General features: G+C 69.8%; 17 protein-coding genes. 8 read left to right on the top strand and 9 right to left on the bottom strand.

What is annotated here, in order from left to right; all coding sequences use genetic code 11:
* Window positions 1-8: 8 nt before the first annotated feature.
* From dapC to prmB, 6 genes are all read left to right on the top strand, one after another.
* Window positions 9-1,211 carry a succinyldiaminopimelate transaminase gene (gene dapC, locus BKK80_RS09915; protein WP_071037091.1) on the top strand — a complete coding sequence of 401 codons (1,203 nt, stop codon included), beginning with the start codon at window positions 9-11 and terminating at the stop codon, window positions 1,209-1,211.
* 78 nt (window positions 1,212-1,289) lie between these two features.
* Complete coding sequence (dapD, locus tag BKK80_RS09910) at window positions 1,290-2,117, top strand: 2,3,4,5-tetrahydropyridine-2,6-dicarboxylate N-succinyltransferase (RefSeq protein WP_071012414.1); 828 nt, start codon at window positions 1,290-1,292, stop codon at window positions 2,115-2,117.
* A 104-nt stretch (window positions 2,118-2,221) separates the two neighbouring features.
* Window positions 2,222-2,578: a hypothetical protein gene (locus BKK80_RS09905; protein ID WP_197523973.1), complete on the top strand. Its 357-nt coding sequence runs from the start codon at window positions 2,222-2,224 to the stop codon at window positions 2,576-2,578.
* Window positions 2,579-2,660: 82 nt separating this feature from the next.
* Window positions 2,661-3,008 carry an ArsC family reductase gene (locus tag BKK80_RS09900; protein WP_071037092.1) on the top strand — a complete coding sequence of 116 codons (348 nt, stop codon included), beginning with the start codon at window positions 2,661-2,663 and terminating at the stop codon, window positions 3,006-3,008.
* Window positions 3,009-3,155: 147 nt separating this feature from the next.
* Window positions 3,156-4,307 carry a succinyl-diaminopimelate desuccinylase gene (dapE, locus tag BKK80_RS09895; RefSeq protein WP_071012409.1) on the top strand — a complete coding sequence of 384 codons (1,152 nt, stop codon included), beginning with the start codon at window positions 3,156-3,158 and terminating at the stop codon, window positions 4,305-4,307.
* Between the two features lie 48 nt (window positions 4,308-4,355).
* Window positions 4,356-5,249 (top strand): 50S ribosomal protein L3 N(5)-glutamine methyltransferase, encoded by an 894-nt coding sequence (prmB, locus tag BKK80_RS09890; RefSeq protein WP_071069238.1) that lies wholly within the window; start codon window positions 4,356-4,358, stop codon window positions 5,247-5,249.
* A 61-nt stretch (window positions 5,250-5,310) separates the two neighbouring features.
* Here prmB and BKK80_RS09885 read toward each other — a convergent pair whose 3' ends face one another.
* Together BKK80_RS09885 and BKK80_RS09880 are read right to left on the bottom strand one after the other, a co-directional pair.
* A complete protein-coding gene (locus tag BKK80_RS09885; protein ID WP_071070771.1) occupies window positions 5,311-6,381 on the bottom strand; it encodes a M14 family metallopeptidase in 1,071 nt (356 codons plus the stop codon).
* Window positions 6,382-6,477: 96 nt separating this feature from the next.
* Window positions 6,478-7,284 carry a hypothetical protein gene (locus BKK80_RS09880; protein WP_071037093.1) on the bottom strand — a complete coding sequence of 269 codons (807 nt, stop codon included), beginning with the start codon at window positions 7,282-7,284 and terminating at the stop codon, window positions 6,478-6,480.
* A gap of 197 nt (window positions 7,285-7,481) precedes the next feature.
* Here BKK80_RS09880 and BKK80_RS09875 point away from each other — a divergent pair, with 197 nt between their 5' ends.
* On the top strand, window positions 7,482-9,425 hold the full coding sequence (locus BKK80_RS09875; RefSeq protein ID WP_071037094.1) for an ATP-binding cassette domain-containing protein: 1,944 nt from the start codon (window positions 7,482-7,484) through the stop codon (window positions 9,423-9,425).
* Between the two features lie 81 nt (window positions 9,426-9,506).
* On the opposite strand, the gene BKK80_RS09870 is transcribed toward BKK80_RS09875, so the two are convergent.
* The 4 genes from BKK80_RS09870 to alr form a co-directional block, all read right to left on the bottom strand.
* Window positions 9,507-9,992 carry a disulfide bond formation protein B gene (locus BKK80_RS09870; protein ID WP_071012402.1) on the bottom strand — a complete coding sequence of 162 codons (486 nt, stop codon included), beginning with the start codon at window positions 9,990-9,992 and terminating at the stop codon, window positions 9,507-9,509.
* A gap of 159 nt (window positions 9,993-10,151) precedes the next feature.
* On the bottom strand, window positions 10,152-10,772 hold the full coding sequence (locus BKK80_RS09865) for a GNAT family N-acetyltransferase (protein ID WP_071037095.1): 621 nt from the start codon (window positions 10,770-10,772) through the stop codon (window positions 10,152-10,154).
* Window positions 10,769-12,130: a DNA repair protein RadA gene (radA, locus tag BKK80_RS09860; protein WP_071012400.1), complete on the bottom strand. Its 1,362-nt coding sequence runs from the start codon at window positions 12,128-12,130 to the stop codon at window positions 10,769-10,771. The genes BKK80_RS09865 and radA overlap by 4 nt, the downstream gene beginning before the upstream one ends.
* Before the next feature lies 1 nt (window position 12,131).
* Window positions 12,132-13,253, bottom strand: coding sequence for an alanine racemase (alr, locus tag BKK80_RS09855; protein ID WP_071012398.1), 1,122 nt, complete (start codon window positions 13,251-13,253; stop codon window positions 12,132-12,134).
* 492 nt (window positions 13,254-13,745) lie between these two features.
* Here alr and lplT point away from each other — a divergent pair, with 492 nt between their 5' ends.
* On the top strand, window positions 13,746-15,065 hold the full coding sequence (gene lplT / locus BKK80_RS09850) for a lysophospholipid transporter LplT (protein WP_071012396.1): 1,320 nt from the start codon (window positions 13,746-13,748) through the stop codon (window positions 15,063-15,065).
* A 98-nt stretch (window positions 15,066-15,163) separates the two neighbouring features.
* Here the strand turns inward: lplT and BKK80_RS09845 are convergent, their stop codons facing one another.
* Genes BKK80_RS09845 through rimI form a run of 3 tightly spaced genes read right to left on the bottom strand, consistent with a single transcriptional unit; the run spans window position 15,164 to window position 17,770 of the window.
* Window positions 15,164-16,291 (bottom strand): DUF1853 family protein, encoded by a 1,128-nt coding sequence (locus tag BKK80_RS09845; protein ID WP_071069236.1) that lies wholly within the window; start codon window positions 16,289-16,291, stop codon window positions 15,164-15,166.
* A complete protein-coding gene (locus tag BKK80_RS09840; protein ID WP_071012393.1) occupies window positions 16,272-17,255 on the bottom strand; it encodes a uracil-DNA glycosylase in 984 nt (327 codons plus the stop codon). The genes BKK80_RS09845 and BKK80_RS09840 overlap by 20 nt, the downstream gene beginning before the upstream one ends.
* Complete coding sequence (rimI, locus tag BKK80_RS09835) at window positions 17,252-17,770, bottom strand: ribosomal protein S18-alanine N-acetyltransferase (RefSeq protein WP_071016277.1); 519 nt, start codon at window positions 17,768-17,770, stop codon at window positions 17,252-17,254. The genes BKK80_RS09840 and rimI overlap by 4 nt, the downstream gene beginning before the upstream one ends.
* Between the last annotated feature and the right edge of the window lie 3 nt (window positions 17,771-17,773).

Below are 17,773 nucleotides of genomic sequence, written 5' to 3'. Positions count from 1 at the left end.
CACAGAACGTGAATCCGCGCCTCGACCTGCTCCAGCCCTACCCGTTCGAGAAACTGCGTGCGCTGTTCGCGGACGTGAAGCCCGATGCCGCCAGGACGGCGATCAGCTTCGGCATCGGCGAACCCAAGCATCCCACGCCCGAGTTCATCAAGACGGCGCTGGCCGAGTCGCTGGCGGGGCTGGCGAATTATCCCACAACGGCAGGCTCCGACGCGCTGCGCCAGGCCATCGCCGCCTGGCTCGAGCGCCGCTACGGCCTGCCCGCGGTGAACCCGGCCAGCGAAGTGCTGCCGGTGACCGGCTCGCGCGAAGCGCTGTTCGCCTTTGCCCAGACCGTGGTGGACGGCAGCAAGCCCGGCGCGCTGGTGTTGTGCCCGAATCCCTTCTACCAGATCTACGAAGGCGCAGCCCTGCTGGCCGGCGCCACCCCGGTGTTCGCCAACAGCGATCCGGCGCGCAACTTCGCGCCCGCCTTCGACCGCATCGACGACGCCACCTGGTCGCGCGTGCAGCTGGCCTACGTCTGCTCGCCGGGCAACCCCACCGGCGCGGTGCTGTCGCTGGAAGACTGGCAGCAGCTGTTCGCCCTGTCGGACCGCCACGGCTTCGTGATCGCCTCGGACGAGTGCTACTCGGAGATCTACTTCGACGAGGGCCGCGCCCCGCTGGGCGCGCTGGAAGCCGCCCGCAAGCTGGGCCGCGGCTTCGAGCGGCTGGTGATGTTCTCCAGCCTTTCCAAGCGCTCGAACGTGCCCGGCCTGCGCTCGGGTTTCGTCGCCGGCGACGCCGCGCTGCTGAAGAAATTCCTGCTGTACCGCACCTACCATGGCGGCGCCATGAACCCCGCGGTGCAGGCGGCCAGCGTGGCGGCCTGGAACGACGAGGCCCATGTGCGCGACAACCGCGCCGCTTACGGGCGCAAGTTCAGCGAGGTGACGCCGCTGCTGGCCGAAGTGCTGGACGTGGCGCTGCCCGACGCCGGCTTCTACCTGTGGGCCGACGTCTCCCGCACCGGCCTGAGCGACACCGAGTTCGCCACGCGCCTGCTGGCTGCGCAGAACGTCACCGTGCTGCCGGGCAGCTACCTGGCGCGCGAGGCCGGCGGCATCAATCCGGGTGCCAACCGGGTGCGCATGGCGCTGGTCGCCACCCCCGAGGAATGCCTGGAGGGCGCACGCCGCATCGTGGAATTCTGCAAGGCACCGGGCTGAGCGCCCGCCCCCGCACCGGAAGCCCAGCAACCGGACCCGAGACTGTTGTAGACAACGCTTAACCATCAAGAAACGCATATGACGCAAGCACTGCAAGCCCTGATCGACCAGGCCTGGGAAGACCGCGCCAGCCTGTCGCCGAAGTCCGCCCCCAACGATATCCGCGAAGCGGTGGCCAGCGTCATCGGCCAGCTCGATGCCGGCACGCTGCGCGTGGCCGAGAAGCAGGGCAAGGACTGGATCGTCAACCAATGGATCAAGAAGGCCGTGCTGCTGTCCTTCCGCCTGGAAGACAACGCACCGATGGGCGCCGGCGGCTTCACCCAGTTCTACGACAAGGTGCCGAGCAAGTTCGCCGACTGGAGCGCCGACGACTTCGCCAAGGGCGGCTTCCGCGTGGTGCCGCCGGCCGTGGCCCGCCGCGGCTCCTTCATCGCCCGCAATGCGGTGCTGATGCCCTCCTACGTCAACATCGGCGCCTACGTCGACGAAGGCACCATGGTCGACACCTGGGCCACCGTCGGTTCCTGCGCACAGATCGGCAAGAACGTGCACCTGTCCGGCGGCGTCGGCATCGGCGGCGTGCTGGAGCCGCTGCAGGCCAACCCGGTCATCATCGAGGACAACTGCTTCATCGGCGCGCGCTCGGAGGTTGTCGAAGGCGTGATCGTCGAGGAGAACTCGGTCATCTCGATGGGCGTGTACCTGGGCCAGTCGACCAAGATCTACGACCGCGAGACCGGCGAGATCCACTATGGCCGCGTGCCCGCCGGCTCGGTGGTGGTGGCGGGTAACCTGCCGTCGAAGGACGGCAAGTACAGCCTGTACTGCGCGGTGATCGTCAAGAAGGTGGACGCGCAGACGCGCGCCAAGACCAGCCTGAACGACCTGCTGCGCGGCGACTGAACGTCGGCGCGCGATGCGCCGGCCCCCGCGCGGCCGCCCCGGCGGACGCAGCGTGGCGGCAGGCGCCGCGCGAGATGATCGTGCCCTCCCTGCGCAAGCGCATCATGGCCCTGGATCCCGCCACCGTCAGCACCGTCCTGTCGCTGCTGCCGACTATTCTCGAGCAGGCCAACAAGACCATCGAGAAGATCAAGAAGGGGCGCCGCCGCGAAGACGGGGCGCCAGGCGCGGCGGAGCCGCGCGACCCGGCCGCGCGCCTCGCCGAGCTCGAGTCGGCCGCCATGCAGCAGGCCGAGGCGGTCAAGCTGCTGGCCGAGCAGCATGCCATCACCATCGACGCGCTGCGCAAGGAGGCTGCGCGGCTCGACCGCCGGCTGCGCCTGATGACGGCGGTGGCGATGGCCGGCGTGGCGCTCGGCATCGGCGCGCTGGTGGTCTCGCTGAACCTGCTGCTGCGCTGAAGGCGGCGCCAGCCATCCCGCACGACCGGAGCCGGGCCACCCGCCCGGCTCCTTCCCCGCAATATCCGCTGAGGCAAGCTCCATGACCGTCCAGCTCTACGGCATCCCCAACTGCGACACCGTCAAGAAGGCCCGCACCTGGCTCGACGGCAACAGCGTCGCCTATTCCTTCCACGACTTCAAGAAGCAAGGGGTCAGCGAAGCCTTGCTGCGCGGCTGGCTCGCACAGGTTCCGCTCAGCACCCTGCTCAACCGCAAGGGCACCACCTGGCGTGCGCTGTCGGACGCCGACAAGGCGCGCGCCGAGGACGAGGCCGGCGCCATCGCGCTGATGCAGCAGAGCCCCTCGCTGATCAAGCGCCCCGTGCTGGAACACGGCGGCAAGGTTGCCGTGGGCTTCAGCGCCGACCAGTACGCCACCCTGTTCTGAAACCGGCCGGGCCGGCGGCCTTGCCCTGCCGCCGGCCCCGACAGCGTCCGCCCGGCTGGGCGGCGCACAGGCGTAAACTAGTGCCCCGACCTGCCGCGCCGTGCGCGGCCCGTCGGGCGCCTCTGCCTCTAGCAAACGATTCACTCCATGACCACCACCCTCGCCCTCACCGAAGACCTGATCCGCCGCCGCTCCGTCACGCCGGCCGACGAAGGCTGCCAGGCCGTGCTGGAAAGCCGCCTGAAGGCGCTCGGCTTCCACTGCGAATCCATCGTCAGCGGCCCGGACGACTTCCGCGTCACCAACCTGTGGGCGGTGCGGCGCGGCAGCGCAGGCAAGGACGGCAAACTGCTGGTGTTCGCCGGCCACACCGACGTGGTGCCGACCGGCCCGCTGGAGCAGTGGCATTCCGACCCCTTCGCGCCGACCCATCGCGACGGCAAGCTCTACGGCCGCGGCGCCGCCGACATGAAGACCTCGATCGCGGGCTTCGTCGTCGCCGCCGAGGAGTTCATCCAGGCCCATCCCGCGCACACCGGCTCGATCGGCTTCCTGATCACCAGCGACGAGGAAGGCCCGGCTCACGATGGCACCGTCAAGGTGGTGGAGGCGCTGGCTGCGCGCGGCGAGCGCCTCGACTACTGCGTGGTCGGCGAGCCGACCTCGGTCGACGTGCTCGGCGACATGGTCAAGAACGGCCGCCGCGGCTCGCTCTCCGGCAAGCTGGTGGTCAAGGGCGTGCAAGGCCATATCGCCTATCCGCACCTGGCCCGCAACCCCATCCACCTGGCCGCGCCGGCATTGGCCGAACTGGTGGCCGAACGCTGGGACGAAGGCAACGAGTACTTCCCGCCCACCACCTGGCAGATGTCGAACATCCACGGCGGCACCGGCGCCACCAACGTGATCCCGGGCCAGGTGACCATCGACTTCAATTTCCGCTTCTCGACGGCGAGCACGCCCGACGGACTGAAGGCGCGCGTGCACGCCATCCTCGACCGCCACGGCCTGGACTATGAACTGGCCTGGACCCTCGGCGGCGAGCCCTTCCTGACGCCGCGCGGCGAGCTTTCCGAAGCGATGGCCGCGGCCATCGCCGCGGAAACGGGTGTCACCACCGAACTGTCGACCACCGGCGGCACCTCGGACGGCCGCTTCATCGCCAGGATCTGCCCGCAGGTGGTGGAATTCGGCCCGCCCAACGCCAGCATCCACAAGATCGACGAGCACGTGGAAGTCCGCTTCATCGAGCCGCTGAAGAATATCTACCGCGGTGTGCTGGAACGCCTGGTGGCCTGAGCCCCGGCAGCCCGCACCGCCTCCCCGCCCCTGACCGAGAACAAACCCATGGCAACTCCCTCCCCGCTGCGCACCGTACGCGACCTGCTGCGCCTGGCGGTCTCCCGCTTCAGCGCGGCCCAGCTGTCGTTCGGCCATGGCAGCGCCAATGCCTACGACGAAGCCGCCTACCTGGTCCTGCACACCCTGCACCTGCCGCTCGACACGCTCGACCCTTTCCTGGACGCGCGCCTGCTGCCAGAAGAGATCGACGCCGTGTTGGCGGTGATCGAGCGTCGCGTCACGGAGCGCGTGCCGGCCGCCTACATCACGCACGAGGCCTATATGCACGGCCTGCGCTTCTACGTCGACTCGCGCGTGATCGTGCCGCGCAGCTTCATCGGCGAACTGCTGCAGGACGGGCTGGAACCGTGGCTGGGCGAAGCCGATGACGTCGGCCCGGTGCTGGAGCTGTGCACCGGCTCGGGCTGCCTGCCGATCCTGGCGGCCCACGCCTGGCCGAACGCCCGCATCGACGCGGTCGACATCTCGCCGGACGCGCTGGCGGTGGCCTGTCGCAACGTGGCCGACTACAAGATGGCGGAGCGCATCCACTTGCATGAGGGCGATCTCTACGCCCCGCTGCCGCATGGCGCCACCTATGACGTCATCCTGAGCAATCCGCCCTACGTCAACGAGGCCTCGATGCAGGCACTGCCGGCCGAGTACCTGGCCGAGCCGCGCATCGCGCTGGCCGGTGGCGACGATGGCATGGACGTAGTGCGCCGCATCATCGCGGGTGCCAAGGCGCACCTCAACCCGGGCGGCGTGCTGGTGGTCGAGATCGGCAACGAGCGCGCCAACGTGGAAGCCGCCTTCCCCGACCTCGAAATCATCTGGCTGCCGGTCAGCGCCGGGGACGACCAGGTCTTCCTGCTGACCTACGACACGCTGCCGGGCTGAGCGGCCGTATCACGCGGATCCTCCGCCCCGCGCAGGGGCCCGCCGCGCTCCGGCGCCCGGCTCACCATCCGGCCAGCGCCCGCAGCGCCGCCTCGCGCACCTGCTCGAGCACGCCCGCGCGCCAGTCGTCGCTATCGCCGTAGAAGGCGCGCCACATGCTCTGCTGGATCAGCGTGCGCTGGCCCTGGTCGGCGTCCGGATGCAGGTGCAGCCAATGGTCGCCGCGCAGGGCCTCCAGCACCTCGCCGACCGGCAGCGTGCCGAACTCGAGCGCGATGCCGGCATAGTCGAGCGCGGGCAGCGTCTCGGGGATGGCCCGCCAGGCCATCCCCGTCAGGCTGGCCGAGGTGGACGAACCGTCGTGGATGGAGGTCACTTCCCTGCCCCAGATGGCACGCGCATTCGCCAGCTGGCGCGCGTCGTCCGGCCCCATGTAGATGGGCTCGCCATAACCCCACGGACCGAGCCCGGTGTGGATGCCCAGCCAGCGCAGGCTGGAGCGGCCGGCACCGAAGCGCGCCAGCAGCCGACGCAGCGTGTAGTTGCTCCAGGCCGGCTTGTGCCCGCCGAAGAACAGCCCGTCGGGAAACGCATACTGGCCCGCGCTGACCGCGGCCTGGAACCACGACAATCCCTTCTCCGCCACCATCCTGTGCAGGCTGGCTTCGTCTTCCTGCGATGCCGGCCAGTGCTCGGGCAAGAGCAGCGGCGCCAGCTCGGCGTAAGCGGCGTTCTCCGGCAGCGGCCGGCTGAAGTCGAGGAAGTTGCGGTTCAGGTCGACATTGTCCTCGTTGACCCGCCGCAGATGGGAAAAGCCGTAGGGATTGAGCGCGTGCACCAGCAGCAGCGCCGCATCCGCCGCGCGCGCGGCGGCGCACAAGCCGGCATCGCGCAGCAGCGTGACCTGCGCTCCCGCACCGCAGAAGCCCTCCACCCCGTGCATGCCCGAGCTGATCATCAGGCAGTGCCGGGCGGACGCCTCGCCGACCCAGGCCACGTCGATGGCCAGGGCCTCGCCGCGGGCACCGCGCTGCGTCGGGTGCGGGAACTCGGTCAGCGCCGCGCCCGCGTCGCGCGCGGCATCGAGGAATTTCTGTCTGGCTTCGGCATAGCTGCGGGAGAAGGCGGACATGGCGTCGACGGCGAGTGGCGGCTGGCTCTTCATTAGACGCCAAATCCCGGCGCGCTGCCACCCGCCGGCCACCCGCCGGCCACCCATCGGCCGCGGCTAGAAGCCGGGCAGCTCAGTCTGGCCGCGGGCCGGCTCCGGCGGCAGGAAGGCCGCCGGATGCAAGGCCAGTCCGGCGCTTTCGATCTGCGCCGGGGTCAGCATCAGGTGGCGTGCCAGCCAGTCCTCCAGCCCGCGCAGGAAGCGCTGCTCGGAGAGGCTGCGCGATTGCGCCATGCGCCAGCACAGCTTGGTATGCGCGGTGTAGACGTCGAGCAGGTTGGTGGTCTTCAGCTTGTACGGCGTGGCCGGGCCGCGCTCGATGGCAAGGATGCGCCGCGCCTGGGCCAGCTCCAGCCCGCCCTGGCGCAGATAGCGCTCATGCAGCTCCTCGAGCGCCGCATAGCGCACCGATGGCTGGATGCGCGGCACCGCCGCCACCTTGTCGATGCGCAGCACCAGATAGCGCTCCGCCTCGGCGCGCAGCAACGCTTCCTGCCGGTACCTTGTCTTGGCGCGCTGCACGGCCGACACGCGGCCGGCCACGGCCGGCGCCTGGCCCGGCGTGGGCTGGACGCCGGCGCGCGGCGTCGCCAGACCCGCATCGCGCGCCGTGTAGTCGGGCAGGCAGGCCAACGCATCCGCGTCCGCCACCACGGCCTGGGCGCAGTCCGGCGCGAACGGGTACTCCAGCCCCTGTGCATCGCGCATCACGATGGCGCGCCCGCCGGGCACGCCATGCGGGCGCCCGTCGCTGCCCGCGATGCCGGCATGGTCGGCCACGCCGGCCAGGGCGTGGCTGCAGCGGACCTCCGCCTCGACGAAATCCTTGCGCACGGGCGTCCAGCCCCTCTCCTTGCTGTGCATTGCCTGCTTGTCCTGCCGTCCTGCTGTGATGAAGGGCCGGGTTTCCCGCCCGGCCGAAGGCCGTATTGTCCCGCATCGGCATGCCGCGCGGAATCCCTCTGCCCGCTCGCGGCGCTGCACGGCAAGCGCCTGACGCTACAATGTCGGGTTGTTCGCCGGGGCACACGCCCCTCCCGAAGTCTTTCTCCGTCCCCCTCGTGATCCGAATCGACCAGCTTGTCCTCCAGCGCGGCACCAAGGTGCTGTTCGACCACAGCAGCGTGACCCTCAACCCCGGCGAGCGCGTCGGCCTGGTGGGCGCCAACGGCAGCGGCAAGTCCACGCTGTTCGCGCTGCTGCGCGGCGAACTCCATGCCGACGGCGGCGACGTGGCGATCCCGCCCACCTGGCGCATCGCCCACGTGGCACAGGAAACGCCGGCGGTCTCGCGCAGTGCGCTGGACTACACCATCGACGGCGATACCCGCCTGCGCGACATCGAAGCGCAGATCGCGGCCGCCCAGGCCAGCGGTGATGGCAGCGCCGAAGCCGAGGGACATGCCGCCTATGCCGACGCCGACGGCTATACCGCCGCGGCGCGCGCCGAGACGCTGCTGCTGGGCCTGGGCTTCACGCTGGACCAGGTGGCGCAGCCGGTGGCGGACTTCTCCGGCGGCTGGCGCATGCGCCTGAACCTGGCGCAGGCGCTGATGTGCCCGTCCGACCTGCTGCTGCTCGACGAACCGACCAACCACCTGGACCTCGACGCCATCGTCTGGCTGGAAGACTGGCTCGCGCGCTATCCCGGCACGCTGGTCATGATCTCGCACGACCGCGAGTTCCTCGACGCCATCTGCACGGTCACCGTGCACATCGAGAACCAGCAGCTCAAGCGCTACGGCGGCAACTACACCTTCTTCGAGACGCAGCGCCTGCAGCAGATGGCGCAGCAGCAGGCCGCCTACGCACGCCAGCAGAAGCAGATCGCCCACCTCGAATCCTTCATCACCCGCTTCAAGGCCAAGGCCACCAAGGCACGCCAGGCGCAGAGCCGGGTCAAGGCGCTGGAGAAGATGGAGCGGCTCGCGCCGGTGCACGCGGCGGCGGGCTTCTCCTTTGAGTTCCGCGAGCCGGATGCCGCCCCCAACCCGATGATGCAGCTCGACGCGGTGGACTGCGGCTACCCGCCCGCAGACGGCGCCGAAGCGGCCAAGGTGATCCTGCGCGGGCTGACCTTGTCGATCCAGGGCGGCCAGCGCATCGGCCTGCTCGGCGCCAACGGCCAGGGCAAGTCGACGCTGGTGAAGACGCTGGCCGGCACCCAGGATGCGCTGGCCGGCACGCTGCGGCTCGGCAAGGGCCTGCAGATCGGCTATTTCGCCCAGCACCAGCTCGAGACCCTGCGCGACCATGACTCGCCGCTGCAGCACCTGGCGCGCCTGGCGCCCGACACGCGCGAGCAGGAGCTGCGCGACTTCCTCGGCAGCTTCAATTTCCGCGGCGACATGGCCACCGCGCCGATCGCGCCCTTCTCCGGCGGCGAAAAGGCACGCCTGGCGTTGTCGCTGATCGTCTGGCAGAAGCCCAACCTGCTGCTGCTCGACGAGCCGACCAACCACCTGGACCTCGACACTCGCGAGGCGCTGACCATGGCGCTGGCCCAGTTCGAGGGCACTCTGATCGTGGTCTCGCACGACCGCCACCTGCTGCGCGCCACCACCGACCAGTTCATGCTGGTGGCCGAAGGCCGGCTCACGCCCTTCGACGGCGACCTCGACGACTATCGCGACTGGCTGCTGCAGCAGGCCGCCGCCAAGCGCAACGCCGCGCTGCCCGAGCGCGCGGTGGCCGCGGGCGAAGCGGCGCCGGCGGCGCTCAACCGCAAGGACCAGCGCCGCGCCGAAGCGGACGAGCGCCAGCGCCTGGCGCAACTGCGCAAGCCGCTGACCAAGGAACTGGAGAAGGTGGAGAAGCGCATGGCCGAACTGCAGCAGGCCAAGGCGGAGATCGACGGCTTCCTGGCCGACGAGAACAGCTACGCGGAAGCGAACAAGGCCAAGCTGATGGCGATGCTCAAGCGCCAGGGCGAAGTCGAGGGCGAACTCGGCACGCTGGAAGAACGCTGGCTGGAACTGCAGGAGCAGATCGAGCAGATCACCTGAGTCCCGCCTGCCACGCGGGAAGCGGACGCCCGCGCCGGAGCGCTTCCGGCACGGGCGTCCGGGACGGGAGCCGCGCGGAACTCAGCGGTAGTTCTTCTCGCGCCGGATCAGCCCGACCGCCAGCGTCAGGGTCAGGATCGCCAGCCAGATCAGCGACCATGCCGGGATCGACAGGCCGAAGATCGGCGGCAGCGGCGCGGTGCACAGGCCGTCCGAGAAGAACACCTGCGGCAACAGCTTGGCGGTGGGCAGCGCATTGACCCAGTTCTCCAGCGGATCGATACCGCACGAAGCCTTCGGATTCAGCAGCAGCGACACGTGGTAGCCAGCCACCGCGATGCCGGCCACGCCGGACAGCATGCCCAGCCCCTGCCACAGCGAGCGCGTGTTCTGCGCGACCGCTGCCAGCAGCGAGAAGCAGCCGATGGCGACAAAGGCGAAACGCTGCATCACGCACAGCGGACAAGGCTGGTAGCCCTCCACGTGCTGCAGGTAGAGCGCGTAGCCGACCAGTCCGAAGGAGATCACGGCGATCAGCAGGAAATAGGCGCGAGAATTGGCTTGCATGGAAGAAATAGAGGGGTCTGACAAAGCACGGAGCCGAGCCTGGCGCGGCAAGCGGATCACGCGCGCGTGAAGCGCATTATTACCGATTTTCGCGATACGGCGCGGCCGCGGGCGCGGCACACCGCGGTAGCGCTTGCGACAGATTGACGCACCCCCGCCTTACGCCTGCGGCACGGCGGCCTGATGCGCCAGCCACTCGCCGCGCGTGATGCGGTAGAGGCAATGGCGGCGCAGGGGACTGCCCTCGGCCACGGCCGGATGGTCGAAATCAGCGCCGCTGTCGCGCATGCCGATGCGCTCCATGACGCGGCGCGAGCGCTGGTTGGCAAGCACCGTGAAAGACACGATCGACGCCAGCCCCAGCACTTCGAAGCCGGCCCGCAGCGCGGCGGCCGCGGCCTCGCTGGCATAGCCCCTGCCCCAATGGGCGCGCGCCAGGCGCCAAGCCACCTCCACGCACGGCGCGCACGGCAGTGCGGCCGCCGGCACGTGCAGGCCGACCATGCCGACGAAGGCACCGTCCTCGCGCCGCTCCACCGCCCACGGGCCCCAGCCGTGCGCGGCGATCAGGCCCTGGCAGCGCTCCGCCATGGCGTCGCTGTCCGCGCGCGCCAGCGGCGCGGGAAAACAGCGCATGACCTCGGGATCGGCGTTGAGCGCGGCGAACGGCGCGCGGTCGGCGTCGCACCACTGGCGCAAGCGCAGCCGCGCCGTGGCCGGCTCCAGCAGCGCCGGCAGCCCCGGCACGCCGGACGGAAGCGCGTCGGCCGGCGCGCTCATTCGAGATGGCGCACGCGGTCGATGGCCTGCTCGATGCGCTCCACGGCGATCACCTCAAGGCCGTCGATCGGCTGGCGCGGCGCATTGGCCTTGGGAATCACCGCCTGCGTGAAGCCCAGCTTGGCGGCCTCCTTGAGGCGCTCCTGGCCGCGCGGGCTCGGCCGGATCTCGCCCGCCAGCCCGACCTCGCCGAACACCACCAGGCCGCGCGGCAGCGGCTTGTTGCGCATCGAGGAATGAATGGAAAGCAGCACCGCAAGGTCGGCCGCCGGCTCGGTGATCTTCACGCCGCCGACCGCGTTGAGGAAGACATCCTGGTCGAAGCAGGCAACGCCGGCGTGACGGTGCAGTACCGCGAGCAGCAGCGCCAGCCGGTTCTGTTCCAGGCCCACGGCGAGGCGGCGCGGATTGGGCACGTGGGCGGTATCGACCAGCGCCTGGATCTCGACCAGCAGCGGGCGCGTGCCCTCCTGCGTCACCAGCACGCAGGAACCGGGCACGGTCTGCTCGTGCTGAGACAGGAACAGCGCCGACGGGTTGCTGATGCCGCGCAGGCCGCGCTCGGTCATGGCGAACACGCCGAGCTCGTTGACCGCGCCGAAGCGGTTCTTGAAGGCGCGGATCAGGCGATGCGACGAATGCGTGTCGCCCTCGAAATACAGCACGGTATCGACGATATGCTCGAGCACGCGCGGACCGGCCAGGCTGCCCTCCTTGGTCACGTGGCCCACCAGGATAATGGTGGTGCCGCTGCTCTTGGCGATGCGCGTGAGCTGCGCCGCGCACTCGCGCACCTGCGCCACCGACCCGGGGGCCGAGGTCAGCGCCTCGGAGTACAGGGTCTGGATCGAATCGATCACCGCCACCTCGGGCCGCTCGGCCTCCAGCGTGGCCTGGATCTTCTCCAGCTGGATCTCCGCCAGCAGGCCGAGCGCCGGGCTTTCCACGCCCAGGCGCTGCGCCCGCAGCGCGATCTGGGCGCCTGACTCCTCGCCGCTGACATAGAGCACCGGGCGCTGGGCCGCGAGATTGGCCAGCGCCTGCAGCAGCAGCGTCGACTTGCCGATGCCCGGGTCGCCGCCGATCAGCACCACGCCGCCGGCCACCAGGCCACCGCCCAGCACGCGGTCGAACTCGTCGATGCCGCTGGAGAAACGCGGCACGTCGGCAGCCTCGATCTCCGCCAGCTTGCGCACCCTGGTCGACGCCGCGAGCGGCTGGAAGCGTTTGGCCGAAGCGCTTTCCGCCACGCTCTCCACCAGGGTGTTCCACTGCTGGCAGTGCGGGCACTGCCCCTGCCAGCGCGGCACGGTGCCGCCGCATTCGGTACACGTGTAGACCGTCTTGACCTTGGCCAACTCAGTCCCCCGTGTTGCCAGGCTGGTCCGGGGCGGTCAGCATCGCCACCGTGGTCGGCACGCGCGGCGCCAGCGCGCACATCAGCTCATAGCCGACCGTGCCGCTGGCCTCGGCCACGTCGTCGATCGGCAGGCCCTGTCCCCACAGCGTGACCGGCGAGCCGACGCGTGCCTTCGGGCAGGGCGTCAGGTCCACGCACAGCATGTCCATCGATACCCGTCCGACCAGGCGCGTGCGCACCCCGTCGACCAGCACCGGCGCCGGCTTGTCGCCCCAGCCGGCGGCGTGGCGCGGATAGCCATCGGCATAGCCGCAGGCGACCACGCCGACGCGCATGGGCCGCTCGGCCGTGTACAGCGAGCCATAGCCGACGGTGTCGCCCGGCTGCAGGTCCTGCACCGAGATGAGTTCGCTCTGCAAGGACATGGCAGGCTGCAGGCCCATGCCTTCGACGTCGGCCTGGCGCCCGGTGGGCGCCGCGCCGTACAGCATCACGCCCGGCCGCACCCAGGCACGGTGGGCCTTGGGGTGCCACAGGGTGGCCGCCGAGTTGGCCAGGCTGGCCTCGCCCGGCAGGTTGGCCGTGGCCGCATCGAAGACGGCCAACTGGTGCTCGATGCCGCGCGGGCTGTCGGCATCCGAAAAATGCGTCATGTGAACGATGGAGCCCACGCACGACAGGGCGCGCGCGCGCTCCCAGATGGTCCGGTACTGGTCGGGATGGAAACCCAGGCGGTTCATGCCGGTATTCATCTTGAGCTGCACCGCCAGCGGCCCCTTGGGCCGCGCCAGCTCGAGCATGCGCAGTTGCTCTTCGCTGTGCAGCACGGTGGTCAGGCGGTACTGCTCCAGCAGGGCCACGTCCTGCGGCTGGAAGATGCCTTCGAGCAGGAGCACCGGCCCCTGCCAGCCCAGGTCGCGCAGCAGCACCGCCTCGTCCAGGTCCAGCAGGCCGAAGCCGTCGGCGGCGCGCAGGCCGGCGAAGGCACGGCGGATGCCGTGGCCGTAGGCATTGGCCTTGATCACGGCCCAGATGCGGGAATCCGGCGCGCAGCGGCGCGCCACTTCGAGATTGTTGGCAAGCGCCGGCTGGTGGACGACGGCGTGAATCGGTCTTGGCATGAAATCGGCTACTCGAGCGTAGAGAACGGCACAAAACCACCGCCTCGAACACAGAAAACGACCGGGGCACACCGCGCATGCACCACATCGGGGATTACCCGGTCCGCGCGCGCTGCCGCTCCAGCGTTGATGAACGATATTTGAACACATTCGGATCGTGCGGCCGGGAATCGAATGGCTGCCAGGCTGTCAAACTGCCTTCCCGCCGATGCGCCGAAATGTCTTGTTTTCATGATATAAAGCCGGACGCTCCGGCCATGTTTCATTCCTGATGCAATATCGATGACGAACAGACGGACCGAACGGCGTTCCACCGCTGCACGCATGCATCACTTTGACATGCCGGCAGCGCCGGGTTCCCTGCCGACGACGGCCATTGCCCCGCGCATGCCGCCGGCCGGCCTGCGCGGCGCAGGCGGGGCAGGAGTCGCCGCCGGCCTGAGCGAGTTAGCGAACCGAAGCGAGACCAGCCATGGAGAGACAGTCCACAGTATGAAGAAGGGTTTCTACATCATCATGGCGGCGCAGTTCTTCTCTTCGCTGGCCGACAATGCATTGCTGATCGCCGCGATCGCCCTTCTTGCCGAGCTGCATTCCCCGCAGTGGATGACCCCCCTGCTCAAGCTGTTCTTCGTGCTGTCCTATGTGGTGCTGGCCGCCTTCGTGGGCGCCTTCGCCGACTCCATGCCCAAGGGCCGGGTGATGTTCATCACCAACACCATCAAGATCGCCGGCTGCGCCATCATGATGTTCGGCCTGCATCCGCTGCTGGCCTACGGCATCGTCGGCTTCGGCGCGGCGGCGTACTCTCCCGCCAAGTACGGCATCCTCACCGAACTGCTGCCGCCGGAAAAACTGGTGGCAGCCAACGGCTGGATCGAAGGACTGACGGTAGGCTCCATCATCCTCGGCACGGTGGTCGGCGGCGCGCTGATCTCCGTGCACATCTCGCAGCTGCTGCTGAGTATCGACGTGCCCTATGTCGATACGGGCATCACCACCCCGGCGGAAGCCGCGATGGTGGTCATCATGCTGTTCTACCTGGTTGCCACCATCTTCAACCTGTTCATCCCGGACACCGGGGCGCGCTATCCGCAGCAGGAAAAGAACCCGATCAAGCTGATCGCCGAATTCGGCGACTGCTTCATGGCTCTGTGGCGCGATAAGCTCGGCCAGATCAGCCTGGCCGTCACCACCCTGTTCTGGGGTGCCGGCGCCACCCTGCAGTTCATCGTGCTGAAGTGGGCGGAGAAATCGCTGGGCCTCAACCTGTCGCAGGGCGCCCTGCTGCAGGCCGTGGTCGCCGTCGGCGTGGCCGTGGGCGCCATGCTGGCGGCCATGCGCATCCCGCTGCGCAAGTCGCTCTCGGTACTGCCCTTCGGCGTCGCCATGGGCGCGGTGGTGATGCTGATGGCCTTCTACACCAAGGAGATGGTGCCGACCGTCACGCTCGACCTGCTTGGCATGCGCATGCCGCTGCACATGCTGATCGCCTACCTTTTCCTGATGGTGGTGGGTGGCATGTCGGGCTATTTCGTCGTGCCGATGAACGCCCTGCTGCAGCACCGCGGCCACGTGCTGCTGTCCGCCGGCCATTCGATCGCCGTGCAGAACTTCAACGAGAACGTCTCGGTACTGCTGATGCTTTGCCTGTACGCGCTGCTGGTCAAGCTGAACGTGCCCATCGGCGTGGTCATCGTCGCTTTCGGCATCTTCGTCTGCACCACCATGCTGATGGTGATGCGCCTGCACCGCTACAACGTCCGCACGTTCAACTCCCTGGCGATGATCGGGGAAGACAAGCACCATTGAAGCCGGCGGCGCGGCACCTTGGCAGTGCCCGCGCCAGCCCGGTCCGCCGCACGCCGGCCTTTCGGCCCGCCTTCTCCGCCGCCTCGGCGCCCGCAGCCCTAGTCGCGCAACGCGCCGGCCACGCTCCCCTGTGCCGCCGGTCCTCCGCCGGCCCGCAGGCGCGCCCGCTGCTCCCAATCCAGCGGCACCACGAAGCCACGCGACACCTCGCGCCACATGCCCGGCGCCTCGGCCCCTGCCGGCTCCAGTTCGCACACCATGACCGGCGATTCGCGCCGCCAATGCCGGTCCGCGCGCGGCTCGGCGAAGCGGCCGGCCAGCTCCTCCTGCAGGGTGGCCGCATCCAGCGTCTGCGCGGCGGACACCAGCGCGCCCGACAGCCACTGCGAGCGCGACAGGCGGCACCAGCGCGCGCCCGCCTGCCGGGCAGCCCAGCCGGACCACGAGGGCAGCGTCGACCACCATCCATGCAGATGGTCAGGCGCGAAGCCGGCGTCCTCGAGCCAGTCCGGGCGCCGGCCGTCGCGGTAGAACAGCCAGCCGAGCAGGTAGGCTTCGCTGCGGTCCGGTGCCTGGCCCAGCAGCGCCAGGGCTTCGGCGGAGCGGCCCAGCGGCAGTTGCCGGCGCACGGTGTGGTCCAGCTTGTCGGCCAGGCGGTCGACCAGGTTCGGACCGACGAAATGACGCAGGTGCGCGGCCTCATCGGCGTCGCAGAGATCTCCTGCGCCTTCCGCTTCGACCAGCAGGTAGAACTTGGCGGCCATCTCCCAGTGCACGATGGCGCCGTCGGCCCGGTCGCGCCAGACGAAGTCCAGTTCGCCCAGCGTCTGCACACCGCGCGCGGAAGCGCGCCGCACCGGCAGGTTGGCGGCCAGCAGTTCGAGTCCGGCGCAGCGTTCCAGCGCGAAATGCAACAGGCGCTCGGCATGGCGGCCCAGCCGCAGGCTGCGGCCATCGCGCTCGCCGGCGGCCAGTTCATCGATGGTAGGGGGAAGCCGTTCGGGATCGGCGGCCTGGAGCCAGCGCTCCCAGGCCGCCTGCGCCGCCACGGGCCAGCGCGCCGGCGTCGCGCCGCCGGGCCCGTCCGGCAGCCTCTCCAGCAACTGGGGCGACAAGGTGCACCAGGCCAGTTCGCGCAGCCGCCGCGACGGGCTGGCGCGCCAGAGCGGCACGCGCGCCGGCGTGCCGCCCGCTGCTAGGGCTGCCTCAAGCCTCGGCTCCCGCACGGTCGTGTACCTCGCGCGCCAGGCAGAGATCGTCCCAGGCACGTGCCTTGTCGGCCGGGGTGCGCAGCAGGTAGGCCGGATGGTAGGTCACCACCACCGGGATACCCTCGTAGCTGTGCACGGTGCCGCGCAACTTGCTGATCGGCGTGGTGGTGCGCAGCAGGCTCTGCGCGGCGAAGCGTCCCAGCACCACGATCAGCCTGGGCCGGATCAGGGCGATCTGGCGTTTCAGGAAGGGCTCGCATTGCACCACCTCCTCGGGCTCCGGGTTGCGGTTGCCCGGCGGCCGGCACTTGAGCACGTTGGCGATGAAGACGCGGTTCCCACGCGCCAGGCCGAGCGAGCCCAGCATATTGTCCAGCAGCTTGCCAGCCTGGCCGACGAAGGGTTCGCCCTGCTTGTCCTCGTTCTCGCCCGGGGCCTCGCCGACCAGCATCCAATCGGCCTGGGGGTCGCCCACGCCGAACACGGTCTGCGTCCGCGTGCTGCACAGCTTGCAGGCGGTGCAGCCGGACACCTGGGCTTCCAGCGCCGGCCAGTCGAGCGAGGCAATGCCGGCAGCCCGGGCCGACAGCGCACCGTCGGCCTCGCCCTGCGTGGCAACGGCTTGCCGCGCGGGGACCGGCACCTGCGCGTGTGGCGGCATGGCGGACGGCGCCGGCGGGCGGGCTGCCGCCATGTCCGCCACGGCCGGCGTGGCGGCTTCCATGCCAGTGCCAGCGGCTTGCGGCAGGCGCGCAGGCGGCAAGACCGCTTGCGGAACGGACACGGCTGGATCGTCCCGCAGCGGGGCCATGGCTTCCACCGGCGCCACCGCCAGCGCTTCCACTGCCTCTACCGCTTCCATCGGCTCCATGGGCTCTGCCAGCGGTGCGGCTTCGGCGGCCAGCGGCGGCAGCCCACGCGGCAGCCACTCATGGGTAATGCCGAGCACTTCCAGGAATCGAGCGCGCCGGTCCGTCATGCTGCCTGTCCTCCGGTCCATGCCCGACGCAGCACCAGGGCATCCTCACGGCCCTGCGCGGCGGCCGGATAGTAGCCCTTGCGCCGCCCGATCTCGACAAAGCCGGCCTGGCGATACAAGGCCAGCGCGGCCGCATTGGACGGCCGCACTTCGAGCAGCATGGTGTGCAGGTGGTGCGCCTCGGCCGTCGCCAGTGCGGCGGCCAGCAGCAAGCGGCCCAGGCCCTGCCCTTGGCGAGCCGGCTCCACCGTGATGTTCAGCAGGTGCATCTCGTCGACCACCGGCATCAGCACGGCATAGCCGGCCAGCCCGCCTGCGGCGTCGCGCAGGACCAGGCCCAGGTGGCCCGCCTTGATCGAGTTCTCGAAGTTGCCGCGTGTCCACGGATGGCTGAAGGCGCGGGACTCGACCTCGGCCACCGCATCCGCGTCCAGTGCGCTCATGCGACCCAGCGCCCATCCTGCGGGCAACACGGGCATCTCGGGCACCTCGCACAGGCTGCTGTGCTGCGCCATATC

The sequence above is a fragment of the Cupriavidus malaysiensis genome (genome assembly GCF_001854325.1).
Lineage (GTDB): Bacteria > Pseudomonadota > Gammaproteobacteria > Burkholderiales > Burkholderiaceae > Cupriavidus > Cupriavidus malaysiensis.
The sequence above is the reverse complement of the archived record's forward strand: the minus strand, read 5'-3'. Positions and strand labels throughout refer to the sequence as shown.

What these genes read in the sequence shown, in the direction of transcription:
- BKK80_RS09900 (WP_071037092.1), top strand. Translation starts at nt 2,661, where the DNA reads ATGACCGTCCAGCTCTACGGCATCCCCAACTGCGACACCGTCAAGAAG.
- alr (WP_071012398.1), bottom strand. Translation starts at nt 13,253, where the DNA reads ATGCCAAGACCGATTCACGCCGTCGTCCACCAGCCGGCGCTTGCCAAC.
- lplT (WP_071012396.1), top strand. Translation starts at nt 13,746, where the DNA reads ATGAAGAAGGGTTTCTACATCATCATGGCGGCGCAGTTCTTCTCTTCG.
- prmB (WP_071069238.1), top strand. Translation starts at nt 4,356, where the DNA reads ATGGCAACTCCCTCCCCGCTGCGCACCGTACGCGACCTGCTGCGCCTG.
- BKK80_RS09905 (WP_197523973.1), top strand. Translation starts at nt 2,222, where the DNA reads ATGGCCCTGGATCCCGCCACCGTCAGCACCGTCCTGTCGCTGCTGCCG.
- rimI (WP_071016277.1), bottom strand. Translation starts at nt 17,770, where the DNA reads ATGGCGCAGCACAGCAGCCTGTGCGAGGTGCCCGAGATGCCCGTGTTG.
- dapD (WP_071012414.1), top strand. Translation starts at nt 1,290, where the DNA reads ATGACGCAAGCACTGCAAGCCCTGATCGACCAGGCCTGGGAAGACCGC.
- dapE (WP_071012409.1), top strand. Translation starts at nt 3,156, where the DNA reads ATGACCACCACCCTCGCCCTCACCGAAGACCTGATCCGCCGCCGCTCC.
- BKK80_RS09870 (WP_071012402.1), bottom strand. Translation starts at nt 9,992, where the DNA reads ATGCAAGCCAATTCTCGCGCCTATTTCCTGCTGATCGCCGTGATCTCC.
- BKK80_RS09865 (WP_071037095.1), bottom strand. Translation starts at nt 10,772, where the DNA reads ATGAGCGCGCCGGCCGACGCGCTTCCGTCCGGCGTGCCGGGGCTGCCG.
- BKK80_RS09885 (WP_071070771.1), bottom strand. Translation starts at nt 6,381, where the DNA reads ATGTCCGCCTTCTCCCGCAGCTATGCCGAAGCCAGACAGAAATTCCTC.
- BKK80_RS09840 (WP_071012393.1), bottom strand. Translation starts at nt 17,255, where the DNA reads ATGACGGACCGGCGCGCTCGATTCCTGGAAGTGCTCGGCATTACCCAT.
- BKK80_RS09880 (WP_071037093.1), bottom strand. Translation starts at nt 7,284, where the DNA reads ATGCACAGCAAGGAGAGGGGCTGGACGCCCGTGCGCAAGGATTTCGTC.